This is a genomic window from Actinocorallia populi (assembly GCF_002995495.1).
Taxonomy (GTDB): Bacteria; Actinomycetota; Actinomycetes; order Streptosporangiales; family Streptosporangiaceae; genus Actinocorallia; species Actinocorallia populi.
The window spans coordinates 455619-476952 of record NZ_PVZV01000002.1; the positions used below are offsets into that span (position 1 = coordinate 455619).

The following is a 21334-nucleotide window of genomic DNA, read 5'->3' on the forward strand; positions in this document are numbered from 1 at the left end:
GGGACGCGAAACCGCCGGGGCCGGGAGGGGCGCCGCCCTCCGGGCCCCGGCGGGGGTCAGCCGCCGGCCGGAGGGGTCCAGCCGGCGGGGATGCGCGCGACGCGGACGCGCTGCGGGTGGTCGCCGACGGGCACCGAGACGATCTTCTCGCCGGTGGCGAAGTCGATCGCGGTGACCTGGTCGGCGGCGCTCTCGGAGATGACGCAGGCCTTGCCGTCGCCGCTGACCGTGGCCCAGTACGGCTTGGCCGCGGGGACGAGCGGGCCCTCCTGGAGGGAGGCGCGGTCCACGACGGTGGCGTAGTCGTCCATGGTGCCGGCGATGCACAGCTTGGAGCCGTCGGGGCTCATGGACATGCCGTGGTGGCGGGAGTCGTTGACGTAGGTCTTGCGGTCGTCGCTGGTGTCCGGGTTCTTGGGCAGCGTCTTGACCCGCAGGATCTTGTCGGTGGCGACGTCGTACTCCAGGAAGCCGTTGAAGAACGACACCTGGAAGTACAGCTTGGACTCGTCGGGCGTGAACGCGACGGGACGCACCGAGTCGGACAGGTCCTTGCGCCCGAAGGCGTCCAGCCGCTGGCGCATGTCGATGGTCCGGACGACCTCGAACGTCGCGGTGTCCACGACGGTGATCTTGCGGTCGCCCTTGCGGAAGTCCTGCCACGGCGCGTCGGCGTCGTTGTTGACCTCGCCGATCGACATGTTCCACAGGTACCGGCCGCCGTCGGTGTAGACGTTCTCGTGCGGCTTGTCGCCGGTCTTGAACGAGCCGACCTGCCGTCCTGTCTCGATGTCGAGCACGTGCACGGTGTTGGAGGTGGACGCCGACACCGCCACCTGCGTCCCGTCGGGGGAGACGGCCATGTGGTCGGCGCGGAACCCGGAGACGGGGAAGCGCCACCTGACGTCCCCGGTCGCGAGGTCGATGGAGACGACGTCGGCGAAGCTCGGCCGGGAGGCGACCATCGCGGTGCCGTCCGGCGTGGAGTACATGTCGTCGACGTACTGGTCGTGCCCTTCGCCCACCGTCTCCCGGATGCCCAGGAAGAAGACGAGCTTGAGCGGGTTGCGATAGATCTCGCGGAGCCGTTCGTCCTTGTCGGGGATGACGTTGATCCGCCCGATCCCGGCGAAGTCGCCGCTCGCCTCGATGACGTCGGCGGTGCCTTCCCAGTTGTTGCCGACGAACATCACCTCGCGCAACTCGGGCGCGGACTGCGGTGCCGCGGCGGCGGGGGCGGCGGACGCGGTGAGGGCCGCCGCGGCCAGGACGGCCGCGGCCGGCAGCGATCTGCGGACTCGGGGGAGAACGGAGAAGGGCATGCTCTTCCTCCTGGGGGTGGGGGGGAGGAACGCGGACAGAGTTACTGGACGGTAGAACAGCGGGACCGGCCGCTACAAGGCCCCAATGTGAGAAAAGCTCAGGTAACTCCGGCCGGAACCGCGTTGCGCCGAGGCGTCGCGGCTGTTCGTCCCGGGCGCGCCGCCGGAGGCCGAGGTGACCGCCGCACTGTCCTCAAGGTTGGCCCAGTAAGGACATGAGGGGCATGGACGGGTTCCGTGCGGGTCGCGTAGACCGGGAGGCGTACCGAAGCGGAAGGGGCACGCGTATGGGGACGACGGTCACGATCCTGCGGAATCTCGAACGGGCCGGTATCGCGGGCGGTGCGGACGCCGTCGAGACGGCCGAGGTGGACAAGGCGGAGCTCCTGGAGCTGCGCCGCGACCCGGAGGTCCGGGCGGTCGCGCCCGTGATGCCGACGCAGCTCATCCGCCCGCTGGAAGGCGGTCCGGAGGCCGCGACGTCCGATGCGGCGTGGGGGGTCAAAGCGGTGGGCGCGGACGTCTCCGCACGCACGGGTAGAGGTGTTCCCGTCGCCGTTCTGGACACCGGAATCGATGCCTCACACCCCGCTTTCAAGGGCGTGGAACTCGTCCAGGAGGACTTCAGCGGCGACGGCCTCGGCGACAAGAACGGCCACGGGACGCACTGCGCGGGCACCGTCTTCGGCCAGGACGTCGACGGTACGCGCATCGGCGTCGCGCGCGGCGTGCGGAAGGCGTTCATCGGCAAGGTCCTCACCGACGACGGAGGCGGCGACACCGACATGCTCGTCCGCGGCCTGCAGTGGGCCGTGCTCAACGAGGCGCGGGTCATCTCGATGTCGATCGGCTACGACTTCCCGGGCTTCGTGCGGATGCTCATCGAACGCGACTACGAGCCGGACCTGGCCACGTCGATGGCGCTGGAGTCCTACCGCGCGAACCTCCGCCTGTTCGACGCGTTCATGGGGATGGTCGACGCCCGCGCCGCGTTCGGCCCCGGCGCGCTCGTCGTGGCGGCGGCCGGCAACGAGAGCCACCGCGAGAAGCGGCCCGACTACGAGCTGGGCGTCTCCCTCCCGGCGGCCTCGGAGGGGGTGCTCTCGGTGGGTGCGCTGGAGCAGGAGGACGGAGCCCTGCGCGTCGCGGACTTCTCCAACACGTTCCCGCTGGTCAGCGCCCCCGGCGTCGAGGTGCTGTCGGCCCGCACGGGCGGCGGCCTCTTCCGGCTCAGCGGCACCAGCATGGCCACCCCGCACGTCGCGGGCGTGGCGGCCCTGTGGTGGGAGCACCTCACCGAGACGGCGGCGCCCGTCAAGGCGGACCACGTACGCACCGAGATCCTGGCCGCCGCCGACACCTCCCGACTGGCCGGGGGCGTGGACGCGGCCGACCGGGGGGCGGGTCTGGCGCGCTGTCCCTGAGCGATGACTCGCCCGTCAGGGAGAGGGCACGTCCATGTCGCGGCCGTCCGCCACGTCCGCACAGGGCACCGGCTCGGGCCGGTGCGCGCGAAGGTAGGGCCGTGCTCCCACATCACCCGTGGCGAGTGCTGCGACACCCTTCCAATGCGCTTTTCCGAGGAGCACCGGGTGTCCTCTCTCCCCGTGATACGTGGCGACCCGCAACGACGAGGCGTCCGCACCGGCAGCCACCCGCCGCACGGCCTCGGCGCCCACTCCGGGCGTGTCCACGAGCAGCACCACCACCGCGTCTCCTTCCGCCTCCGCGAGTCCCACCCGCAACGAAGAGCCCATTCCGTCGGCCCATTGCGGGTTGAGGACCACCCGCGCCCCGGGAAGCTCAGGCACCCGCTCGGCCCCGGCGCCCAGCACGACCACGATGGGAGAACATCCGGCCTCCCGCAGGGTCCGCACCCCGCGCTCGACGAGCAGTTCCCCGTCGCCTCCAGGGACCGGCACGAGCGCCTTGGGCATCCCGTACCGGCGCCCGCCCCCGGCGGCCAGCAACAGGCCGCACAGGCGGGTCACGTGAGAGCCCCTGGAGACCGTGCGTCCACCGTCCGCATGGCCGTCTCCGGCTCCGCCGGACGTGCCTCGCCGGGCAGGAACACCCGTTGCGACCGCAGTACCGTCATGGCCGCTCCACCGTGAGGTGCTCCGGCCGTACGGGAACGCGGGTGAGCGCGATTCCCGTCGCGGCCCGGATCGCCGCCACGATCGCCGGGACGGAGGAGATGTTCGGCGGCTCCCCGACCCCGCGCAGCCCGTAGGGGGAGTGCGGCGCGGCGAGCTCGAGGACGTCGAGCCGCATCGGCGGCATGTCCATGATCGTCGGCAGCAGGTAGTCGGTGAAGGAGGGGTTGCGCACCAGGCCGTCCCGCACCTGGATCTCCTCCAGCAGCGCCAGCCCCAGTCCCTGCGCCGTCCCGCCGTGGATCTGCCCCTCGACGGCCTTCGGGTTGATCGCCTTGCCGACGTCCTGCGCGGTGACGATCTCCACCACCCGCACCAGGCCCAGCTCCACGTCCACGTCGACGGTCGCCCGGTGCGCGGCGAACGCGTACTGCACGTGCGCGTCGCCCTGCCCCGTCTCCGGATCGAGCGGAGACGTGGGGCGGTGCCGCCACTCGACGGTCGCCTCGACGGCCCCGTCCGCGAGCAGCTCGACCAGGCTCGCGACGGCCTCTCCACCGGCGTCCAGCACCCGTTCGCCGACGAGCCGCAGCCCCGGCCCGTCCAGCCGTGCCAGCAGCTTCTCCCGGACGGCCTCGCACGCGGCCTTCGTCGCACCGCCCGTCATGTACGTCTGCCGCGACGCCGATGTGGAGCCGGCGCTCCCGATACCGGTGTCCGCAGGCGCGATCGTCACCTGGGCGACGCCCAGCTCGGTCCGCGCGATCTGCGCGAGCACCGTCACGAGCCCCTGCCCGACCTCGGCGGCCGCAGTGCGGACGAGCACAGAAGGCCGGCCGCCGATCAGTTCCAGTCGCACCCGCGCCGTCGAGAAGTCATCGAGCCCCCCGGAGAAGCCGACGTTTTTGATCCCGATCCCGTATCCGACGCCCCGCACGACCCCTTCCCCACGGGTCGTGTTGGCCGTCCCGCCGGGCAGGAAGTCCGGCTTCGCCGGTGCGGGAGACTTGCCCTCCACCAGCCGCAGAAGCTCTGCGACCGGCGTGGGGCCTTCCACGACCTGACCCGTCGGCATCCGGTCGCCCTCTTCCATCGCGTTGCGCACGCGGATCTCCACCGGGCCGATCCCGACGGCCTCGGCGAGCTTGTCCATCTGCGACTCGTAGCCGAAGCACGCCTGCACGGCCCCGAAACCGCGCATGGCACCGCACGGAGGGTTGTTGGTGTAGACGACCTTGCTGTCCATGACGACGTTCGGCACGTTGTAAGGCCCGATCCCCAGCGTCGCGGCGTTGGTGGCGACCGCCCCGGAACTGGACGCGTACGCGCCCCCGTCCAGCAGAATCCGCGCCTTCACGTAGACGAGACGCCCGTTCTTGTCGGCCCCGTGCTCGTACCACATGCGCGCCGGATGCCGATGGACGTGACCGAAGAACGACTCCTCACGTCCGTAGACCATCTTCACCGGACGCCCGGTACGCAGCGCCAGCAGGCACGCGTGGATCTGCATCGAGAGGTCTTCCCGTCCGCCGAAGGCACCGCCCACCCCCGCCAGGGTGAAGCGCACCTTCTCCGGCGGCAGTCCGAGCGACGCGGAGACCTGCAACTGATCGACGTGCAGCCACTGCGTGGCCACGTACAGATCGACCCCGCCGTCCTCGGCGGGGATCGCCAGCCCCGACTCCGGCCCCAGGAACGCCTGGTCCTGCATCCCCACGTCATAGACGCCGCTGACGACGACCTCCGCCGCGGCCTCCGGGTCGCCCTTGCGGATCGGCACATGGCGCAGCAGGTTGGGCCGGTCCGCGTGCACCCTCGCGGAATCCGGGAGCACGGCCGCCTCCGGATCGACGAGCGGGGGCAGCACCTCGTACCCCACCCGGATCAGCGAGGCCGCCCGCGCCGCCACCTCGGGGTGGTCGGCCGCCACGACCGCGACGGGTTCGCCCTGGTAGCGGACCTCGTCGAAGGCCAGCACCGGCTGGTCGACGTGCTCCAGCCCGTACCGCCTGCTCCCCGGTACGTCCTCGTGCGTGAGGACCGCCAGCACCCCCGGCACCGCCAGCGCGGGGCCCACGTCCACCGAGACGAGCCGCGCCCGCGGGTGCGGGCTGCGCAACGTCGCCCCCCACACCATGTCGTCGGCCCACAGGTCGGAGGAGAACGCGAACTCCCCCGTCACCTTCAGCCGCCCGTCGGGCCGCGGCGGGCTCTCCCCGACCCCGCCCGCGGCGTCGACGTCGGCGGCGGCGATCGCGCCGCCCTCGTCCAGGACGCTCATCGTTCTCCCCGGGCGGCCAGCCGGACCGCTTCCATGATCTTCTCGTAGCCGGTGCACCGGCAGAGGTTGCCCGCGAGCGCCTCCCTGATCTGCGGATCGGACGGCTCGGGGGAGCGCTCCAGCAGGTCGTGGACCGCGACGACCAGGCCGGGCGTGCAGAACCCGCACTGCACGGCGCCCGCCTGAAGGAAGGCCTCCTGGACGGCGCTCAGGCCGTCCCCGGACGACAGGCCCTCGACCGTCACGACCTCCCTCCCGGCCGCCTGCCCCGCGGCCACCAGGCAGGAGCAGACGGGCGTCCCGTCCAGGTACACCGTGCAGGAGCCGCATTCGCCCTGCTCGCAGGCGTTCTTGCTGCCCGGCAGGCCCAGCCTCTCCCGCAGCATGTACAGCAGGCTCTCGCCCTCCCAGACGTCGTCCGCCGTCCGGTCCGCCCCGTTGACCTTGCATCTCACCCGCACAGTTCGCTCCAGGCCCAGGTCAGTGTGCGCCGCGCCAGGACGGCGAGGGCATGACGCCGGTAGGCCGCGCTGCCCCGGACGTCGTCGATCGGCGAGGCCGCGGCGGAGACCAGCTCCCCGAACCTGCGGGCCGTCTCCGGGTCCAGCGCGGCACGGCTCTCCCACGGCAGGTGCGCGGCGGCGAACTCCTCCGCCTCCGGTGCGCGCAGCGGCGTCGGCCCGGCCGAACCGACGCCCGTCCCCACCGCCTGCCGCGACGGGTGGAGCGCCAGCGCGAACGAGCCGACCGCGATCACCATCGCGTTCCGCGTCCCGACCTTGGCGAACTGCTCGGGCCCCTCGGCGGGCGCGACGAGCACCGCCGCGATCAGCTCGTCCACGGCCATGACGCTGCGCTTGGGGCCGGTGAAGAACTCCGCGACGGGCACCGTCCGCACCCCGCGCACCGACGCCAGCTCGACCTCGGCGCCGCCGGCCAGCAGCGGCGGATGCCCGTCTCCGGCGGGGGAGGCCGACCCCAGGTTGCCGCCGAGCGTGCCCCGGTTGCGGATCTGCGGCGACCCGACCGTCCGCGAGGCCATGGCCAGGCCCGGCAGCCGCCCGCCCAGCTCGTCCATGATCCGGCTGTAGGGCAGCCCCGCGCCGACCCGGATCCGCCCGCCCTCCAGCGACCAGGAGGCGAGCCCGGGGACGCGGGTCAGGTCCAGCAGCGCCGGCGGGCGGTGCCTGCGGAAGTTCAGCTCCACCATGACGTCGGTGCCGCCCGCGATCGGCGTCGCGTCGGGCAGGTCGGCCTTGACGGCCAGCGCCTCCGCCCAGGTGGCCGGGCTCAGGAACTGCATGCCGGGCCCTCCTCCGCCGCGTACGACCCTGCCAGGTGTCGCTCCGTCTTCCCGTAACGGTTCGCACCGAGGCCGAGCTTCATCAGGAACCCCTGTAGGTGGTGTGACCGTGGTTGCCGAGCAGCAGGGGGATGCGGAAGTGCTCATGACTCCACCGGTTTCCGCAGCCGGATCTGCTGAAGGGAGTCAATCTCCTGAACGGCGCCGATGAAACATGCGAGGCGCCGAAGTCGGCACGCGTTCCGGCCGCACGCCTCGGAAACCGGCTGCGGACGGCGGCGAGCCCCGCCGCGGAGGGGTGCGGCGGGGCTCGGGGACGGGCCGTCAGCGACGGGCCGTCGGTGTCGGGCGGTCAGCGCCCGAGGTCAGCGGCGGACCAGCTTGAAGCGCATGTCCAGCGTCTCGGTGAAGGTGTCCCACTTGCGGACGTCGGTGATGCGCAGGGTCTTCTTCTTGGGGTTGCAGACGAACTTGGCCTTCTTGACCACCGGGGTGTCGAAGTGGCCGATCTTGGCGTGGTCGGCGACCTTCCACTCGCCCCAGGAGGCCGGCTCGGGCTTGGTGGTCATCCCGGTGCCGGTCGCCGGACCGGCGGCGCGCTTGTTGTAGGAGGCGATCTGCCCCTTCAGGCCCTTCTTGTCACTGGTGATCTTGGAAGGCAGGTACAGCACCCCGGTGAGCTGCTCCCAGGCCTCCATCGGCTTGCCGTCCGCGCCGATGCCCTTGATGGTCTCCCGCTTGGAACCGGTGAAGTCGTAGACCACGCGCTTGGTCGAGATCTTGAGCTTGATCCCGGCCATGCCCTTGTAGTCGACGTCCTGGAAGTTCCCGTCCGGCGTCTCGCCGGAGATGTTGGCCGTCAGGCCCGTGGTCTTCCACAGGCCCAGGTGGCACTTGACCTGCTTCTTGGGCTTCTTGGGCGCGGCGTCGGCCGGAACGGCCACCGCCGCCGACATCCCGGCCGCCACCAGCGCGGTCATGACCACTTTCACTGTCTTCTCGAACACCATTACTCCCCGTGGGTCACGGCAGACACTCCTGCAAGACTTCTGAGGGACCCTACTAAGAAGAGCGGCCAAATGGGTCTCCGGCTACCAAAAGAGCACTTATTCATCGAAGAGCCAGTCCTCGTCCTCGGCGTCGGCGTGCTCCCGCGCCGCCGGTGCCGCCGCCGGACGCCCCCCTCCGCGCAGCAGCCGGACCGCCGCCATGACCAGGCAGAATGCGCCCACCGCGGCGGCCCCGCCCGCCGGCGACCACATCTCGAGCACGAGCATCGTCTGCGCCGTCAGCAGGAAGAGCGACAACGACCCGGCCGCACCCACCATCGCCCGGCCCAGCGGGTCGAGCCCCGGCAGCAGCCAGGCGATGCACAACGCGGGCACCGCCAGCATCAGCGGGATCAGCAGCGCGTTCACATTCCCCGTCCGATCCGGCTCAGGCCCCGCATGATGAGCGGAGCGGGCACCCCGGCCGTGACCGCCAGCGCCAGCAGCGCCCGGGCGTCCAGGGGGCGGGCGCGCATCGTGCGCCCGATCCAGCGCAGGGCCGGGCCGCGCCTGCCCTGGACGGCCTCGGCGAAGGCGACCTTGCCGCCCCAGTGCGCGTAGCCGCTGCGCGGGAAGTCGTACCTGCCGAGCAGCCACCGCACCGCCTCGGAGATGAGCGGGGCGTTCTCCAGCACCGAGAAGTACGACTCGTGGTGCCAGCGCAGGCCCAGCCCGTGCAGCGGGATCTGCCGGATCGGCGCGCGCGCCGCCGCGCGCAGCAGGAACTCGTAGTCCTCGCCGTAGCTGCCGGGGATGTCCTCGTCGAACAGCAGCCCCGCCGAGCGCCGCAGCAGCAGCGCGGACGGGTGCAGCTGCGGCTTGTGGCCGCGCAGCAGCTCCGCGTACGTCACCCGCGGCCGCGGCACCCGCCGGTCGATCTCGTCGATGCCCGGCCCGAACAGCCGCAGCCCGCAGCAGACGACCTCGGTCTCCGGCTCCTCCTCCAGCACCGCGACCTGCGCGGCGATCTTGCCCTCCAGGAAGAGGTCGGTGTCGTCGCAGAAGCCCACCAGGTCGGTGGCGGCGGCCAGCAGCCCGGTGTTGCGCGCCCCGGCCGCGCCGGGCGTACGGGTGTTGCGCAGCACCTCCACCGGGCGCAGCGGGTCGCCGGAGACCAGCGAGGGGTCGGGCTCGCTGCGGTCGAACACCACGATGCAGCGCAGCTCGCCCGGGTAGTCCTGGCCGCGGACGGAGTCCAGGGTCTGGCGGAGCAGCTCGGGCCGGTCCCGGGTGGGGACGACCACGCTCACCGAGAGCCGGTCGCTCATGTGGGTCCTTTGAGGGTGAGGAAACGTTCCACCACGATGGCCACGAAACCGATGAACAACGGCACCGCGATCACCGTGTACGGCCGGAGCCGCGCGTACTGCCCGGGGGCGAGCCTGATCCGGCGCAGCTCCCGGGCGGTGAGCACGCCGATGAGCACCGGGAGGTAGATCAGCCCGGCCGGGGTCCAGTTGCTCACGCCGATGGTGAGCCGGGCCGGCGGCGGATCGGGCGCGGGCGCGGGTCCCGGCTCGGCCAGCTTGTACACCGAGGCGTCGCCGTCGCCGAACACCCTGACGAACGCGGGTGAGGCGTCGATCTCCCGCATGAGGCGCTCGCCCCAGTCGGGCGCCAGGCCGAAGTTCAGCGTCTGGTAGGTGTCGTTGGTGCGCGACTGGTACAGGTAGGTGCCGGGCTGGCTGCGCATCTGCGCCAGCACCTCCTCGACCGTGGGCCTGCGGCCGCGCTGCTGCTCGGCGGTGAGCGGCACGGGCGGCTTCCTGCTCAGGTTGCTCGCCCACGGCTCCTGGGCGAACTCCACCCGCAGCCAGTGGAACAGCTCGAAGTACCGGTACCCCCACGGGCCCTGCGGCGTCTGGCTGGCCGCCTCGGGCACCGTGACGATCTCGCCGCTCACCCACACCAGGGTGATCGGCCTGCCCTTGGAGTCGTCGATCATGGCGTCGAACGCCTTGAGCTCGCCCGGCCTGACCTGCTCGAACGCCTCGTTGCCGTACCTGACGGTCAGGAAGCCGCCCATCAGCAGCAGCGCGAACGAACCGGCCACCACGCCCGGCAGCAGCCGGCGCAGCCGCTGGCGGCGCGGCACCGACTTGACGACCGGCACCGGCCTGGGGTCGGGGAAGAAGGCGTAGGCGGCCAGGAACACCGCGCCGGGCAGCATGAACAGGTAGGTGCGCAGCGCGATCTCGCCGCCGTAGGACTGCAGCCCGAACGAGCTGAGCGGCACGACCAGCAGCACGAACGCCACCCGGTCGTCGATGCCGCGCAGGCGGCGGCGCAGCAGCCCGATCGCGGTCAGCGCCATGAGCACCAGCACCAGCAGGATCCGCGCGGTCTGGATCTGCGCGAGCTGCTCGCTGGGCGAGATCCGGCCGGTGGTGCTCTCCAGGAACGACTGCAGCGGGTTGCCGCCCCCGGCGAACAGGGTGCCCGCCGGGTCGGGCCCCCAGTAGCCGTAGGCCATGAAGGAGATCCAGCCGAGGTAGACGACCCCGCCGATGACCGGCAGCGCGCGCAGCTCGTTGCGGCCGACCAGCGCCAGCGCCGCCGCGGAGGCGATGAGCAGGTACGGGGTCAGCTGGTGGCTGGCGGTGCCCACGACCAGCAGCACCACCAGCAGCAGGACGAGCAGGGAGCGCTCCCGGGCGCCGACCTCGCGGACCGGCTCCTCGCCGGGGGTCTTGGGCCCGAACAGGAACCGGTAGACCGGCCCCGGCTCCTGCCCGGTTCCGCGTTTGCCCGCCCTGCGGGTGCGCAGCACCTTCGGCCGGAACCAGGTGAGCAGGACCGCCAGGAAGAAGAGGTAGACCAGGTAGCCGAACGCCTGCGGCGCCAGGTAGTCCTGGCCGACCCAGTTGGCGACCGGGAAGAGCCACACCGCGAACCACTTGGCCCGCCAGTTGGCCTTCATGACCCGCACGATCATCGCCATCGGCAGCAGGTACAGCAGCTGGATCGCCAGCGGCGCCCACTTGTAGACCTGGCCGGGGTCGCGCAGCCCGACGGCCTCGGTGAGGAAGCCGACCATGCCGAAGAACGCGGCCCAGCTGAACCGGGCGTCCAGGCTGATGCCGACGGTGCCGGTGCGGGTGATGTACTCGATGAACCCGGCGTGCTGCCAGACCGTCGGGAACCGGGCGACCGGCTCCAGCACCTGGGCGAGCGTGTGCAGCGCCACCACGGTCACCACGATCTGGACGCCGAGCAGCACCGGCACCGGCCGGCGCAGCGACAGGGACGCCACGAACGACAGCGCCAGCACGCCGGCGCCCAGCAGCGTCGGCACCGGCAGCACGCTGATCAGCCCGTAGCCGTCGATGCCGTCCATGTCCACGCCGCGCAGCGGCACCCAGAAGAGCACCGCCCCGAGCGCCACGCACAGCCCGATGACGACGGCGGGCAGCCGCGCGATCGGATCCTCCGGCACCGGCTGCGCGCGCGCCGCCGGGCGCAGGGTAACGCTCACCTCTCACCCTCCTCGCCGCCGGCCCCGCGCGCCTGCGAGGGCACCGCGGGGACGGGCCTGACGATCCGCAGCAGCGCGGGCAGGACCATCAGCGCCACCACGCTCTGCACGGCCAGCACCGTCCAGCCGACCGACGCCAGGTCGTGGTCGTTCACGAACACCGCGACGCCCGTCAGCACCCCGGCGAAGCGCCCCACCTGGATCAGCGCCACCAGCCGGGTGCGCGAGCGCACCCGCAGCACCCCCACGTACAGCTCGATCAGCGCCTTGGGCAGGGTGGACAGCGCCAGCAGCGCCAGCACCAGGCCCGCGTGCCCGCGGAAGTCCGGCCCGAACAGGAACGGCAGCCCCAGCGCGTACGGTGCGACCAGCGCCATCAGCAGCGAGACCGGAACCAGCAGCATGAGGGTGCGGCGCAGCGCGTCGCGGCACGTCCGGGCGAGGTTCGCGGTGTCGAAGGCGCCCTCGACGGTCAGGGACATCGCCATGTTCAGCGCCAGCAGGTCCAGCATCAGGCCGAAGATCCAGGCCATCGCGAAGTAGCCGTTGGTCTCCTCGCTCACCTTCGCCGCCACCAGCAGCGGGATGAAGTTGATCGCCGAGTGGGAGGCGAGGGTGCCCACGAAGTCGCCGCGCAGGTACCGGCCGACCTCGCGCGGGGTCGGGGTGCGGTGCATGCGCCGGGTGAGCGCGATGTGCTCGGGCAGCAGCCGCCGGAAGACCAGCACGTCCACCGGGACGACCAGGAGCAGCACCGGCAGCATGGTGGCCAGCAGGATCCCGTCGGCGGGCGCGAAGGTCCAGGCCAGCAGGGCGAGGAAGACGAACTTCACCAGCCCGTAGACGGTGTTCTTGACCGGCACCCAGGGCGCGCGGCGCAGCCCCGTCAGCGAGGAGTCCTGCTGGGTGAAGATGTTCCAGGCGACGATGAAGACCAGGAACGGCACCGCGTGCTCGGGCCGTACGAGGTGGTCGTAGTTGGGGCTGTCCCACCAGGCCAGCGACCCGAGGAAGACCAGCCCGGCCAGCGCCGCCAGCACCGACCCGAACAGGTAGGTGGCCACGATCAACCGCTGGGAGGAGCGGCCCGCCTGCGGCAGGAACCGCATGAGCAGGTAGCTCAGCGTGGTCAGGCCGCCGATGTACATGACGGCCTGGATGACCGCGGCGTTGCGCCCGAAGTCCGCCGGGGAGTGGAAGTGCCGTGCGGCGATCCAGAAGCCCAGCCCGAGCAGGCCGGTGAGCCCGCCGTTGAGCATCAGTGCGTAGGCGTTGCGGAACAGGGGGTTGTCCAGCTCGCCGCGCAGGCGCGTGAACCTCCCCGTGCGCGCGCCGTCCCCGGTGCGCGCGCCCAGCAGCCCGGAGACGTCCTGCGGGCCCGTCCCCAGGACTTCTGGATCAGTCACGTGACATCGCCTGTCGGTAGAGGTAGCGGGATCTCCGTACGACCGCATACCCCTTGGTGAGGGCCTTCTCCCGGTAGAAGCGGTGGGAACCTTCGGCGATCCGGCCGAAGGCGGCGGCCGAGGTGGAGCGCTGGACCGTCAGCCGGGGGATGGCGTAGCCCGAGCGGTGGGAGGCGACGTCGTTGGCCACCACGTAAGCGGTGGTGTAGCCGGCGCGCGCCACGGCGCGGCGCACCCGGGCGCTGGAGTACCCGTAGGGGTAGGCCATGGTGGTGACGGGGCGCTGGAGCCTGTCCTCCAGCAGCAGGCGGCTGCGGGTCAGCTCGTCGTGCAGCGGCCCGTCCCTGAGCTGGTCGAGCTGCGGGTGGCTGTGGCTGTGCGCGCCGATCTCCACGCCCTCGGCGGCGAGTTCCCGCACGTGCCCCCAGCGCAGCATGGTGTCCAGGGGGCGCCCGGCGGCGTCCGGGCCCGCGTCGTCCAGCCAGCCCGTGGTGACGAACACCGTGGCCGGGTAGCCGAAGGAGGACAGGATCGGCAGCGCCTGCGAGTGGAAGTCGGCGTACCCGTCGTCGAACGTGATGCAGATCGGCCTGGGCACGTCCGCCGCCCGGTCGGACAGCCGCACCGGGGTGAACCCCCGCTCCTTCAGCAGGGCCATCTGGTCGGCGAACACGCCGGGGCGCACCGACAGCGCGGCGGTGTCCGGCGGCGGGTCGTCGCGGACCGAGTGGTACATGAGGATCGGGACCGCCCGCATCAGCGCTCCCCGCGGGTCGCGCGGCGGCCCACCAGGTAGCCGGCCGCGGTGTAGCCCAGGCCCGCGGTGATCGCGCAGGCGCGCCCCAGGCCGCCCGCGTCCCCGCGCAGCGACTCGCCCAGCCCGCGGAGCACCCCCCTGGGCAGGGTCCTGAGCGCGTGCGCCCGCTCGTTGGACAGGCCGTCCCTGGTGCCGACGCTGCGCGCCACCAGCGCCTTGGACAGGCCCTCGGCGTAGCAGCGGTCGCGGTAGTAGCCGAAGCGCGCGCGCTCGGCCGGGACCCGGTGCCAGATCACCGCGGCGGGCTCGAAGAGCTGCACGGTCTCGGGCATGCGCTGCCCGAGCCGGATGCAGAACTCCGTCTCCTCGCAGCCCAGCGGCCGGTCGATGGCGTGGGTGCGGCCGATGTCGCCGGAGAAGCCCCCGGCCACGGAGAACGCCTCCCGCCGGAAGGAGGCGTTGCCGCCCAGGACGTTGCGCACCGGCCCCGGCACCATGCCACGGTAGGTGCCGCCGACGGTCCATTCGAACTCCGCGGGGAACCATCGGGGGCGCCTGCCCGTTGGCACGTCGAAGGCTTCTGCGGAACCGGGGCGAGGATGGGGGTCAGCGCCCGGGCTCCGCAGGGGCCTTCCCTCTTTCATGACGGCCAGGAGCTCGGCCGAGCCCGGCGAGCCGGGCCACAACGACAGCGTCCTGCCGCCGACGCCGATCACCCGCTTGTCGCAGTAGGCCGCGGCGAACGAGGCGAGCCACTGCGGCGCGGCGACGGCGTCGTCGTCCAGGAAGGCGACCACGTCGCCGGATGCGTGGGCCACCCCGGTGTTCTTGCCCCCGGACAGGCCGCGCGGCCCGGCGTTCTCCACCACCCGCACGTCCGGCAGCGTCTCCCGCAGCCGGGCGTGCAGCCCCGGGTTGTGGTCGACCGACAGGATGATCTCGTGCGGGGCCAGGCTCTGCCGCCGCACCGACTCCACCGCGGCGTGGACGTCGTCCCAGCGCCGGTCGGTGAACGCGCAGATCACCACGGACACGGTGGTGGTGCTCATGACGTCCGCCTCCGCATCCTGGCGTAGCCCTTGAGGACCCGGTCGGCGTAGGAGTAGAGCCTGGGGTCGTCCAGCGCGGCGTCGCGCAGCCGGTTGACCGGCACGTGCCGCAGCCAGTGCCAGGCGGCGCCGGGCGCCGCGCGGGCCACCCGGCCCTCGGCGATCGGTATCTCCCGGCTCTTCAGCCACTCCTTGAACTCCTTGCCGCCGCGCCCCATCCAGATCTCGGTGACGTCGTTGTCGGCGCAGCCCCTGGCCAGCGCGAGATGGCCGATCATGCCGGGGGAGTAGCGGGAGAAGTCGGTGTCGTAGGCGGGGAACCAGCCCGCCATCGCCGGACCGGAGCGCAGCCCGAGGTGGACCGAGACGGTGCGGTCCCCGGCGCGCAGCACGCTGAGCACGCCGAAGCCCGTCTCGTGGAAGTGGCGCAGCAGCCCGACGATCCACGGCCGGGTGAAGCGGTCGGTGCGGCCGGTGCGCCGGTACTGCGCGGACTTCCACCGCATGAGCCGGGTGAGCTCGCCGGGGTCGGCGCTGGCGAACTCGTAGGAGACCTCGCCGGCCTCGCGGCCGAGCTTGCGCTCCTTGTAGCGGATGGTCTTGTGCGTCTTGGGCGCCAGCGCCCTGGCCTCGGCCTCCCAGGCGGCGAACCCCATGCCCAGGTCGATGATCGGCTCGACCCGCACGACCTGGTGGTGGGGGGCGAACATGCGCTGGCCGGCGATGAGGTGGTCGAAGTCCCAGACGCCCAGCCGGCAGGCGCGCAGGAGCTCCCGGGCGGGCAGGTCGAGGCCGGGGTCGGCCACGATGCCCTGCAGGTCGGTCAGGCCGAAGCCCACGGGGTGGCCCACCCCGCCCGGACGCCGTTCGTGGGGGAAGAAGGCGGCGATCCCCTGTCCGTCCTCGACCACGCCCACCCGCACGTCCCTGCGGAACCGGGACACGCCGAGGGTGAACTCCGGGGACAGGAAGGGGTTGCCCAGCGCCGGGTCGGACTCCTGGAGCTTGCGCCAGCGCTGGATCTCCGATTCGCCCAGATCCTCGGGACGAACGACGTATGTCCTCATTTGGCCCTCGCCGCCGCCAGGTTCCCGACCACGGGCTCGAAGGGCTGTTGCGGATGGAGGTGGCCTTCCTCCAGTTTTCCGGCGAAACGCAACCGGATCATGGTCTTCAGCACCCGCCATCCGTCACGGAAGGTGTTGAGGTTCGACTCGCCGAAACGGCGGTGCGATTCGTGGCTGGCCACTTCTGCCACCTTCAGTCCGGCGCGGACGGCGTTGACGCAGATCTCGGTCTCGATCTCGAAGCCGGTGGACTTCAGTTGCAGTTTCTCTACTACATTTCGCCGCATTGCGACATATCCATAGCAGAGATCTGTCCATTTCTGGCCATACAGGACGTTGGCCGTCCGGGTCAGCCAGAGGTTGCCCTTGTTGCGCAACCAGGTCAGGTCGTCCGAACCGCCCCCGCAGTTGTAACGCGAGCCCTTGACGAACTCGAAGCCCCGGCACAGCAGGGACAGGAAGCTGTCGAACTCCGCGGGGTCCATGGACCCGTCGGCGTCGAGCATGACGATGACCTCGCTGGTCGCCGCGGCCATGCCGGTCCGCATCGCGGTCCCCTTCCCCGTAGGGGGCTCCACGATGATGACCGCGTCCGGCCGCAGCAGCCTGACCACCTCGACCGTGCCGTCGGTCGACTCGCCGTCGACGATGACGACCTCGTCGACCGAGGACAGTCGGGGCAGGAGCCATCGGAGGTTGTCGGCTTCGTTGAGAGTGGGGATCACGGCCGTCACGGTCGGCCATTGGGTACGCCGCCTGGACAGATCCAGCCGGTTGCGGCGCGGCGTCTGGGAGAGCGTCGCCGGCCCGAGGGAATGCTGGGTGTTCATCAGGGCCCCCGTGGGATGTGGGTGTCTGCCTTCTTTGATGTAGGCCACCCGCATGATGTTCAGACATCCCTGGGAATCCTCACCCGTGGGACCGGAGCCATTCTAGGGCCAGGGCAAGGATTCGATCACTCGGGTATTGATCACCATGTGGCGCAATGGACATGAGGGATATATGAGCTGATCGGGTGTGGCCTTGTTAGGCTTTCCCGCAAGATCAGCGACTTATTCCTGCTCGGGGGAACCAGGGATGGTGAACCAGAAAAATCCATGGCCGGGAAGGGTCAGAAGGTAAGGCAACTGGCCTATTGCCGGAAATCTCACCCCACCGGTGCATTCGATGGGAGTGCGCCCTTCGAACCGGCGGAGGTCGAGCTCGACCGGCTGCGGGAACCGGGAGAGGTTGTTGACGCACAGCACCCGGTCGTCCCCGTACTCGCGCAGGAACGCCAGCACCGCCGGGTTGGACGCCGGCAGCTCGGTGTAGGAGCCGCGGCCGAACACCGGGTGCCGCTTGCGGATGCCGATCATCTGCCGGGTCCACAGCAGCAGCGAGCCGGGGTCGTCGCGCTGGGCCTCGACGTTCAGCGCCTGGTAGCCGTAGATCGGGTCCATGACGACCGGCAGGTAGAGCCGGGCCGGGTCGCAGGAGGAGAACCCCGCGTTGCGGTCCGGCGTCCACTGCATGGGCGTGCGCACACCGTCGCGGTCGCCCAGGTAGATGTTGTCGCCCATGCCGATCTCGTCGCCGTAGTACAGGACGGGGCTGCCCGGCAGGGACAGCAGCAGCGCGGTGAACAGCTCCGTCCTGTTGCGGTCGTTGTCCAGCAGCGGTGCCAGCCGCCGCCGGATCCCCACGTTGGCCTTCATCCGCGGGTCGCGCGCGTACTCGGCGTACATGTAGTCGCGCTCCTCGTCGGTGACCATCTCCAGGGTCAGCTCGTCGTGGTTGCGCAGGAAGATCCCCCACTGGCAGTTCTCGGGGATCTTGGGGGTCTGCGCCATGATCTCGGAGATGGGGTGGCGGGTCTCCCGGCGCACCGCCATGAAGATGCGCGGCATCACCGGGAAGTGGAACGCCATGTGGCACTCGTCGCCGCCCGTCGCCGGGTCGCCGAAGTACGCCACCACGTCGGCCGGCCACTGGTTGGCCTCGGCCAGCAGCACCCGGTCGGGGTAGAGCCGGTCCACCTCGGCGCGCACCCGCTTGAGGTAGGCGTGCGTCTCCGGCAGGTTCTCGCAGTTGGTGCCCTCCCGCGCGTACAGGTACGGCACGGCGTCGAGCCGGAAGCCGTCGATGCCCAGGTCCAGCCAGAACCGCAGGATCTCCAGCATCGCCTCCTGCACGGCCGGGTTGTCGTAGTTGAGGTCCGGCTGGTGGGAGAAGAAGCGGTGCCAGTAGTACTGGCCGCGCACCGGGTCGTACGTCCAGTTGGACGTCTCGGTGTCGACGAAGATGATGCGCGCGTCGGGATAGCCCTCGTCGGTGTCGGCCCACACGTAGAAGTCGCCGTACGGCCCGTCCGGATCGCGCCGCGACTCGGTGAACCAGAAGTGCTGGTCGCTGGTGTGGTTGATGACCAGGTCGGCGATGACCCTGATGCCCCGCGCGTGCGCCTCGTCGACCAGCTCCACGAAGTCGCCGAGCACGCCGAACTCCGGCAGGATCCGGGTGTACTCCTTGATGTCGTAGCCGCCGTCCTTCAGCGGCGACTCGTAGATGGGCAGCAGCCAGATGCAGTCGATGCCCAGCCACTGCAGGTAGTCCAGCTTCTCGATGAGGCCCCTGATGTCGCCGGTGCCGTCACCGTTGGAGTCGCGGAAGCCCCGCACCAGCACCTCGTAGAAGACCGCCGTCTTGTACCAGTGGGGGTCGCGGGGCTCGTCCTCGTCGAACGTGTTCGGCACGGGGGATGTCAAGCGTCACTCCTTCACGGACGGGCACGATCAGGATGTCGCTTTCACACTAACCGCTGGTGACGCCCCCGTAACGGGGTCAATGTCCTCACCTCTCGATGTTGACCTCGAGGCACTCCAGGTCCCGCTCCGGATCGGTGAGGCGCACCCCGGCGCGCAGGGAGGTGATGCCCTGGCAGGCCTTGCGGATCTTGTGGTCGTACCTGCGCTCCTCGCGCGGGAGGCAGTCCTCGAAGCGCAGCCGGAGCGGGTCGCCGGCCCTCCGGGGCTGCTCGAGGCGGGGCGTGCAGACGGTGCCGTCGGAGCGGATCCGCAGGAAGAGCTCGTCGCGGAGGCCGGTGATGCTGCGCTGCTCCGTCCAGGTGTCCGGCAGCTTCTCGTACGCGCCGACGAGGCCGTCCCGGCCCTCGAAGACCAGCGAGGCCGGCCCGGCGGGCCGGAAGCGGTCGGGGGAGCCGGGCAGGAGACCGTCGCGGGGCGTCAGCTGCAGCAGGAAGCGGGTGCCCCGGGGCACGGCCTCGCGGTAGCGCTCGACCGTGCCCCGGTTCGCCCGGCGACCGGAACCGGGCAGGTTGTCCCGGCGCCCGAGGTCGACGGCCAGCCGCCGCCCCGGGATCAGCCCGGCGCCCTTGAGCGTCTCCTCCACCCGGACGTTCATCACCACCGACCGCCGCGGCTCACGCACCAGCCGGAACCCCCGCACCGTCCCCACCAGCAGGATCCGCGACTGCCCCGCCGCCAGCAGCGCCCGCTCCGCCCGGTACCCCTTGAACGCGTCGAACATCCCGTTCCCGGCGGCGTTGCGGAACACCGACACGTCCGGCGCCCCCCGGCCCTCCGCGGGCTGCTCGGCGGCGTCGCTCACCCCGCACGCGCCCAACGAGAGGACCATCAACAGAACGGAGAACCAGCGCAGCATCCAACGGCCTCATTGCTCATCATCCAGGCGGGGAACCGGGACAACCTAACAGCCGGGCCTAGGAGAGGGTGGGAGAAGGCGTGGGCACCACGGCCGGGTCGCTCGGAGGAGCGGGGGCGGGCTCCGCAGGCGGCTCCTCCCCGGGAGGAGCGGGAGCGGGCGCCGCGGGCGGCTCCTCCCCGGGCACGCCGGGAGGAGCGGGCTCCGCCGGACGGTCCTCCCCGGGCGAGGTGGGAGCGGGCGTGGGCACCGCAGGCGGGTCGCCGGGCCTCGGCCATCCGTCGGACGGGAAGTTGATGCTGGCGCACGTCACGGGCCTCTCCGCGCCGGAATCCGTGAGCGACTCGCGGACGCTCTCCTCGTCGACTTCGCCACGGCTGTACACCCCTACCGGCGGGCATTCGTACTTGAGGCTCGGGACGAGTTCCAGCAACTCGTCGAAGGACTTCGCCTTCTGCCAGGGACTGGGCGCCTGGTCGGGGTCGGCCCTGGTGTAGGAACCTCCGGTGAGCGTGCCGTCAGCGTCCTCCAGGATGACGCTGAGGGCATTGCGGGTCTCCTCAGGGCCGGAGATCCCGGACAACCAGAGCGGATTCGCCTCGAAGGCCAGCACTCGGGTGCCCTTCGGCACCGCTTGGGCGAGAACGTCCGTCGGGTCCGAGCCGGGTGCGGTGTAGCCGACATGGACGTCGACCGTCTCGCCTTCGCGCAGGCCTCGCTTCTGGAACTCGGCCGAGTCGTCGAGCTGGGCGCCCAGCCGGATCTTCATCCGGATTCCGTGCTGCTGCTTCTTGTTTGCTCCGCCGAACATCTTGGGGAAGGCGTCCGGGTTCAAGGAGAAGCCTTCGACGGTCCCGATGATGCTGTTCCCACGCGGTTTGGTGGTCATCGCATAGTCGACTCCCCGCTCTTCGAGCGTCCCCAGCAGCAGGGAGGGCTCTCCGCTCTCCTCGGGGGAGGCGGTCTCCACCCCCATGGAGGTGGTGAAGGCGAACGCGACCGAGTCCTTCTTCAGCTTCTTCAGCAGCGACAGGTCGACGTCGGGGCGGGCGGCCGGAGAGGTCGCCGAGGTGGAGGCGAGCACCTCCGTGCCGGGGGAGTCGTCGGCGCCCAGGGAGGGGACGACGGTGAAGCCGAGGGCGACGAGGGCGGCGGCGGCGATCGTGCCGGCGGCCTGACGGCGGCGGCGGACGCGGCGGCCGCGGGCCTGGACGGTGGCGGTGAGGTCGTCGGCCGGGGGAGGGTTGGAGCTGTTGTCTTCGAGCATGGCCCGCAGGTCCTTTTCCGTGAAAGTCATGGTCAGACCCCCTGGTTCTGGAACGCGGCCGGGGCCGGGAGGCAGTCGCGGAGCGTCGGGTCGACGCGGAGTTTGGCCAGCGCCCTGCTGATCTGGCTGCGGACGGTGACCGGCGAGCAGCCGAGGATCCGGGCGATCACGGCATGTTCCAGGTCGCAGAAATACCGGAGCACGATCGCGGCGCGCTCGCGCCGGCCGAGCCCGCCGAGGGCCTTCCACAGCACATCCCTGTCCTCGATCCCCTGGCCTTCGGGAAGCGGCAGCTCGGGCAGCTCGCCGGTGGGCACCTCGCCCCGCCAGCGCCGCCGCCACCAGGAATGGTGGGTGTTGACCAGGATCCGGTACACGTACGGGTCCGGGTCGTCGCCCACCCTCGACCAGGCCAGCCACGCCTTGGTCAGCGCGGTCTGCACCAGGTCCTCGGCGGTGCCCCAGTCACGGCACAGCAGGAACGCGGTGCGCAGCAGTCGCGGTGACCGCTCCGCCACGTACGTCCCGAACTCGGGGCGGTCGCATCCGCCCGCGGGTTCCGGCGGCTTCGCCATCGGCTGGTCTCCCTCGTTCCGAGC

General features: G+C 71.3%; 19 protein-coding genes. 1 reads left to right on the forward strand and 18 read right to left on the reverse strand.

Features of this window, described 5'->3' with window-relative positions; genetic code table 11:
- Positions 1-56: 56 nt before the first annotated feature.
- Positions 57-1322, reverse strand: a complete 1266-nt coding sequence (locus tag C2865_RS09085; protein WP_106397913.1) for a YncE family protein — start codon at positions 1320-1322, stop codon at positions 57-59.
- Positions 1323-1609: 287 nt separating this feature from the next.
- Here C2865_RS09085 and C2865_RS09090 point away from each other — a divergent pair, with 287 nt between their 5' ends.
- Positions 1610-2746 (forward strand): S8 family peptidase, encoded by a 1137-nt coding sequence (locus tag C2865_RS09090; protein ID WP_106397914.1) that lies wholly within the window; start codon positions 1610-1612, stop codon positions 2744-2746.
- 15 nt (positions 2747-2761) lie between these two features.
- Here C2865_RS09090 and C2865_RS09095 read toward each other — a convergent pair whose 3' ends face one another.
- The 17 genes from C2865_RS09095 to C2865_RS09170 all read right to left on the reverse strand — a co-directional run bounded on the left by C2865_RS09095 (position 2762) and on the right by C2865_RS09170 (position 21310).
- Positions 2762-3313, reverse strand: coding sequence for a nucleotidyltransferase family protein (locus tag C2865_RS09095; protein ID WP_232835472.1), 552 nt, complete (start codon positions 3311-3313; stop codon positions 2762-2764).
- A 103-nt stretch (positions 3314-3416) separates the two neighbouring features.
- Positions 3417-5699 carry a xanthine dehydrogenase subunit D gene (pucD, locus tag C2865_RS09100; RefSeq protein WP_106397915.1) on the reverse strand — a complete coding sequence of 761 codons (2283 nt, stop codon included), beginning with the start codon at positions 5697-5699 and terminating at the stop codon, positions 3417-3419.
- Entirely contained in the window at positions 5696-6160 is a 465-nt protein-coding gene (locus C2865_RS09105; RefSeq protein WP_106397916.1) for a (2Fe-2S)-binding protein, read from the reverse strand. Before C2865_RS09105 ends, pucD begins: the two co-directional genes overlap by 4 nt.
- The gene (locus C2865_RS09110) at positions 6151-7002 is read right to left on the reverse strand and encodes an FAD binding domain-containing protein (RefSeq protein ID WP_106397917.1); all 852 of its coding nucleotides are present in this window, start codon (positions 7000-7002) and stop codon (positions 6151-6153) included. The genes C2865_RS09105 and C2865_RS09110 overlap by 10 nt, the downstream gene beginning before the upstream one ends.
- Positions 7003-7367: 365 nt before the next feature.
- Positions 7368-8009 carry a hypothetical protein gene (locus C2865_RS09115; protein WP_157963634.1) on the reverse strand — a complete coding sequence of 214 codons (642 nt, stop codon included), beginning with the start codon at positions 8007-8009 and terminating at the stop codon, positions 7368-7370.
- A 99-nt stretch (positions 8010-8108) separates the two neighbouring features.
- Entirely contained in the window at positions 8109-8420 is a 312-nt protein-coding gene (locus C2865_RS39300; RefSeq protein ID WP_157963635.1) for a hypothetical protein, read from the reverse strand.
- On the reverse strand, positions 8417-9319 hold the full coding sequence (locus C2865_RS09120; protein ID WP_106397919.1) for a glycosyltransferase family 2 protein: 903 nt from the start codon (positions 9317-9319) through the stop codon (positions 8417-8419). The genes C2865_RS39300 and C2865_RS09120 overlap by 4 nt, the downstream gene beginning before the upstream one ends.
- Positions 9316-11526 (reverse strand): hypothetical protein, encoded by a 2211-nt coding sequence (locus C2865_RS09125; RefSeq protein ID WP_106397920.1) that lies wholly within the window; start codon positions 11524-11526, stop codon positions 9316-9318. Before C2865_RS09125 ends, C2865_RS09120 begins: the two co-directional genes overlap by 4 nt.
- Complete coding sequence (locus C2865_RS09130) at positions 11523-12932, reverse strand: lipopolysaccharide biosynthesis protein (RefSeq protein ID WP_106397921.1); 1410 nt, start codon at positions 12930-12932, stop codon at positions 11523-11525. Before C2865_RS09130 ends, C2865_RS09125 begins: the two co-directional genes overlap by 4 nt.
- Positions 12925-13689: a polysaccharide deacetylase family protein gene (locus tag C2865_RS09135; RefSeq protein ID WP_106397922.1), complete on the reverse strand. Its 765-nt coding sequence runs from the start codon at positions 13687-13689 to the stop codon at positions 12925-12927. Before C2865_RS09135 ends, C2865_RS09130 begins: the two co-directional genes overlap by 8 nt.
- Positions 13689-14738 (reverse strand): glycosyltransferase family 2 protein, encoded by a 1050-nt coding sequence (locus C2865_RS09140; RefSeq protein WP_106397923.1) that lies wholly within the window; start codon positions 14736-14738, stop codon positions 13689-13691. Before C2865_RS09140 ends, C2865_RS09135 begins: the two co-directional genes overlap by 1 nt.
- Positions 14735-15805: a GNAT family N-acetyltransferase gene (locus C2865_RS09145; protein ID WP_106397924.1), complete on the reverse strand. Its 1071-nt coding sequence runs from the start codon at positions 15803-15805 to the stop codon at positions 14735-14737. Before C2865_RS09145 ends, C2865_RS09140 begins: the two co-directional genes overlap by 4 nt.
- Positions 15802-16683, reverse strand: coding sequence for a glycosyltransferase family 2 protein (locus C2865_RS09150; RefSeq protein ID WP_232835473.1), 882 nt, complete (start codon positions 16681-16683; stop codon positions 15802-15804). Before C2865_RS09150 ends, C2865_RS09145 begins: the two co-directional genes overlap by 4 nt.
- Positions 16684-16857: 174 nt before the next feature.
- Positions 16858-18552 carry a maltose alpha-D-glucosyltransferase gene (gene treS / locus C2865_RS09155; protein ID WP_106397926.1) on the reverse strand — a complete coding sequence of 565 codons (1695 nt, stop codon included), beginning with the start codon at positions 18550-18552 and terminating at the stop codon, positions 16858-16860.
- Positions 18553-18637: 85 nt separating this feature from the next.
- Positions 18638-19441 (reverse strand): hypothetical protein, encoded by an 804-nt coding sequence (locus C2865_RS09160; RefSeq protein ID WP_157963636.1) that lies wholly within the window; start codon positions 19439-19441, stop codon positions 18638-18640.
- 85 nt (positions 19442-19526) lie between these two features.
- On the reverse strand, positions 19527-20765 hold the full coding sequence (locus tag C2865_RS09165) for a hypothetical protein (protein ID WP_106397928.1): 1239 nt from the start codon (positions 20763-20765) through the stop codon (positions 19527-19529).
- A gap of 2 nt (positions 20766-20767) precedes the next feature.
- Positions 20768-21310 carry a SigE family RNA polymerase sigma factor gene (locus C2865_RS09170; protein WP_106397929.1) on the reverse strand — a complete coding sequence of 181 codons (543 nt, stop codon included), beginning with the start codon at positions 21308-21310 and terminating at the stop codon, positions 20768-20770.
- Between the last annotated feature and the right edge of the window lie 24 nt (positions 21311-21334).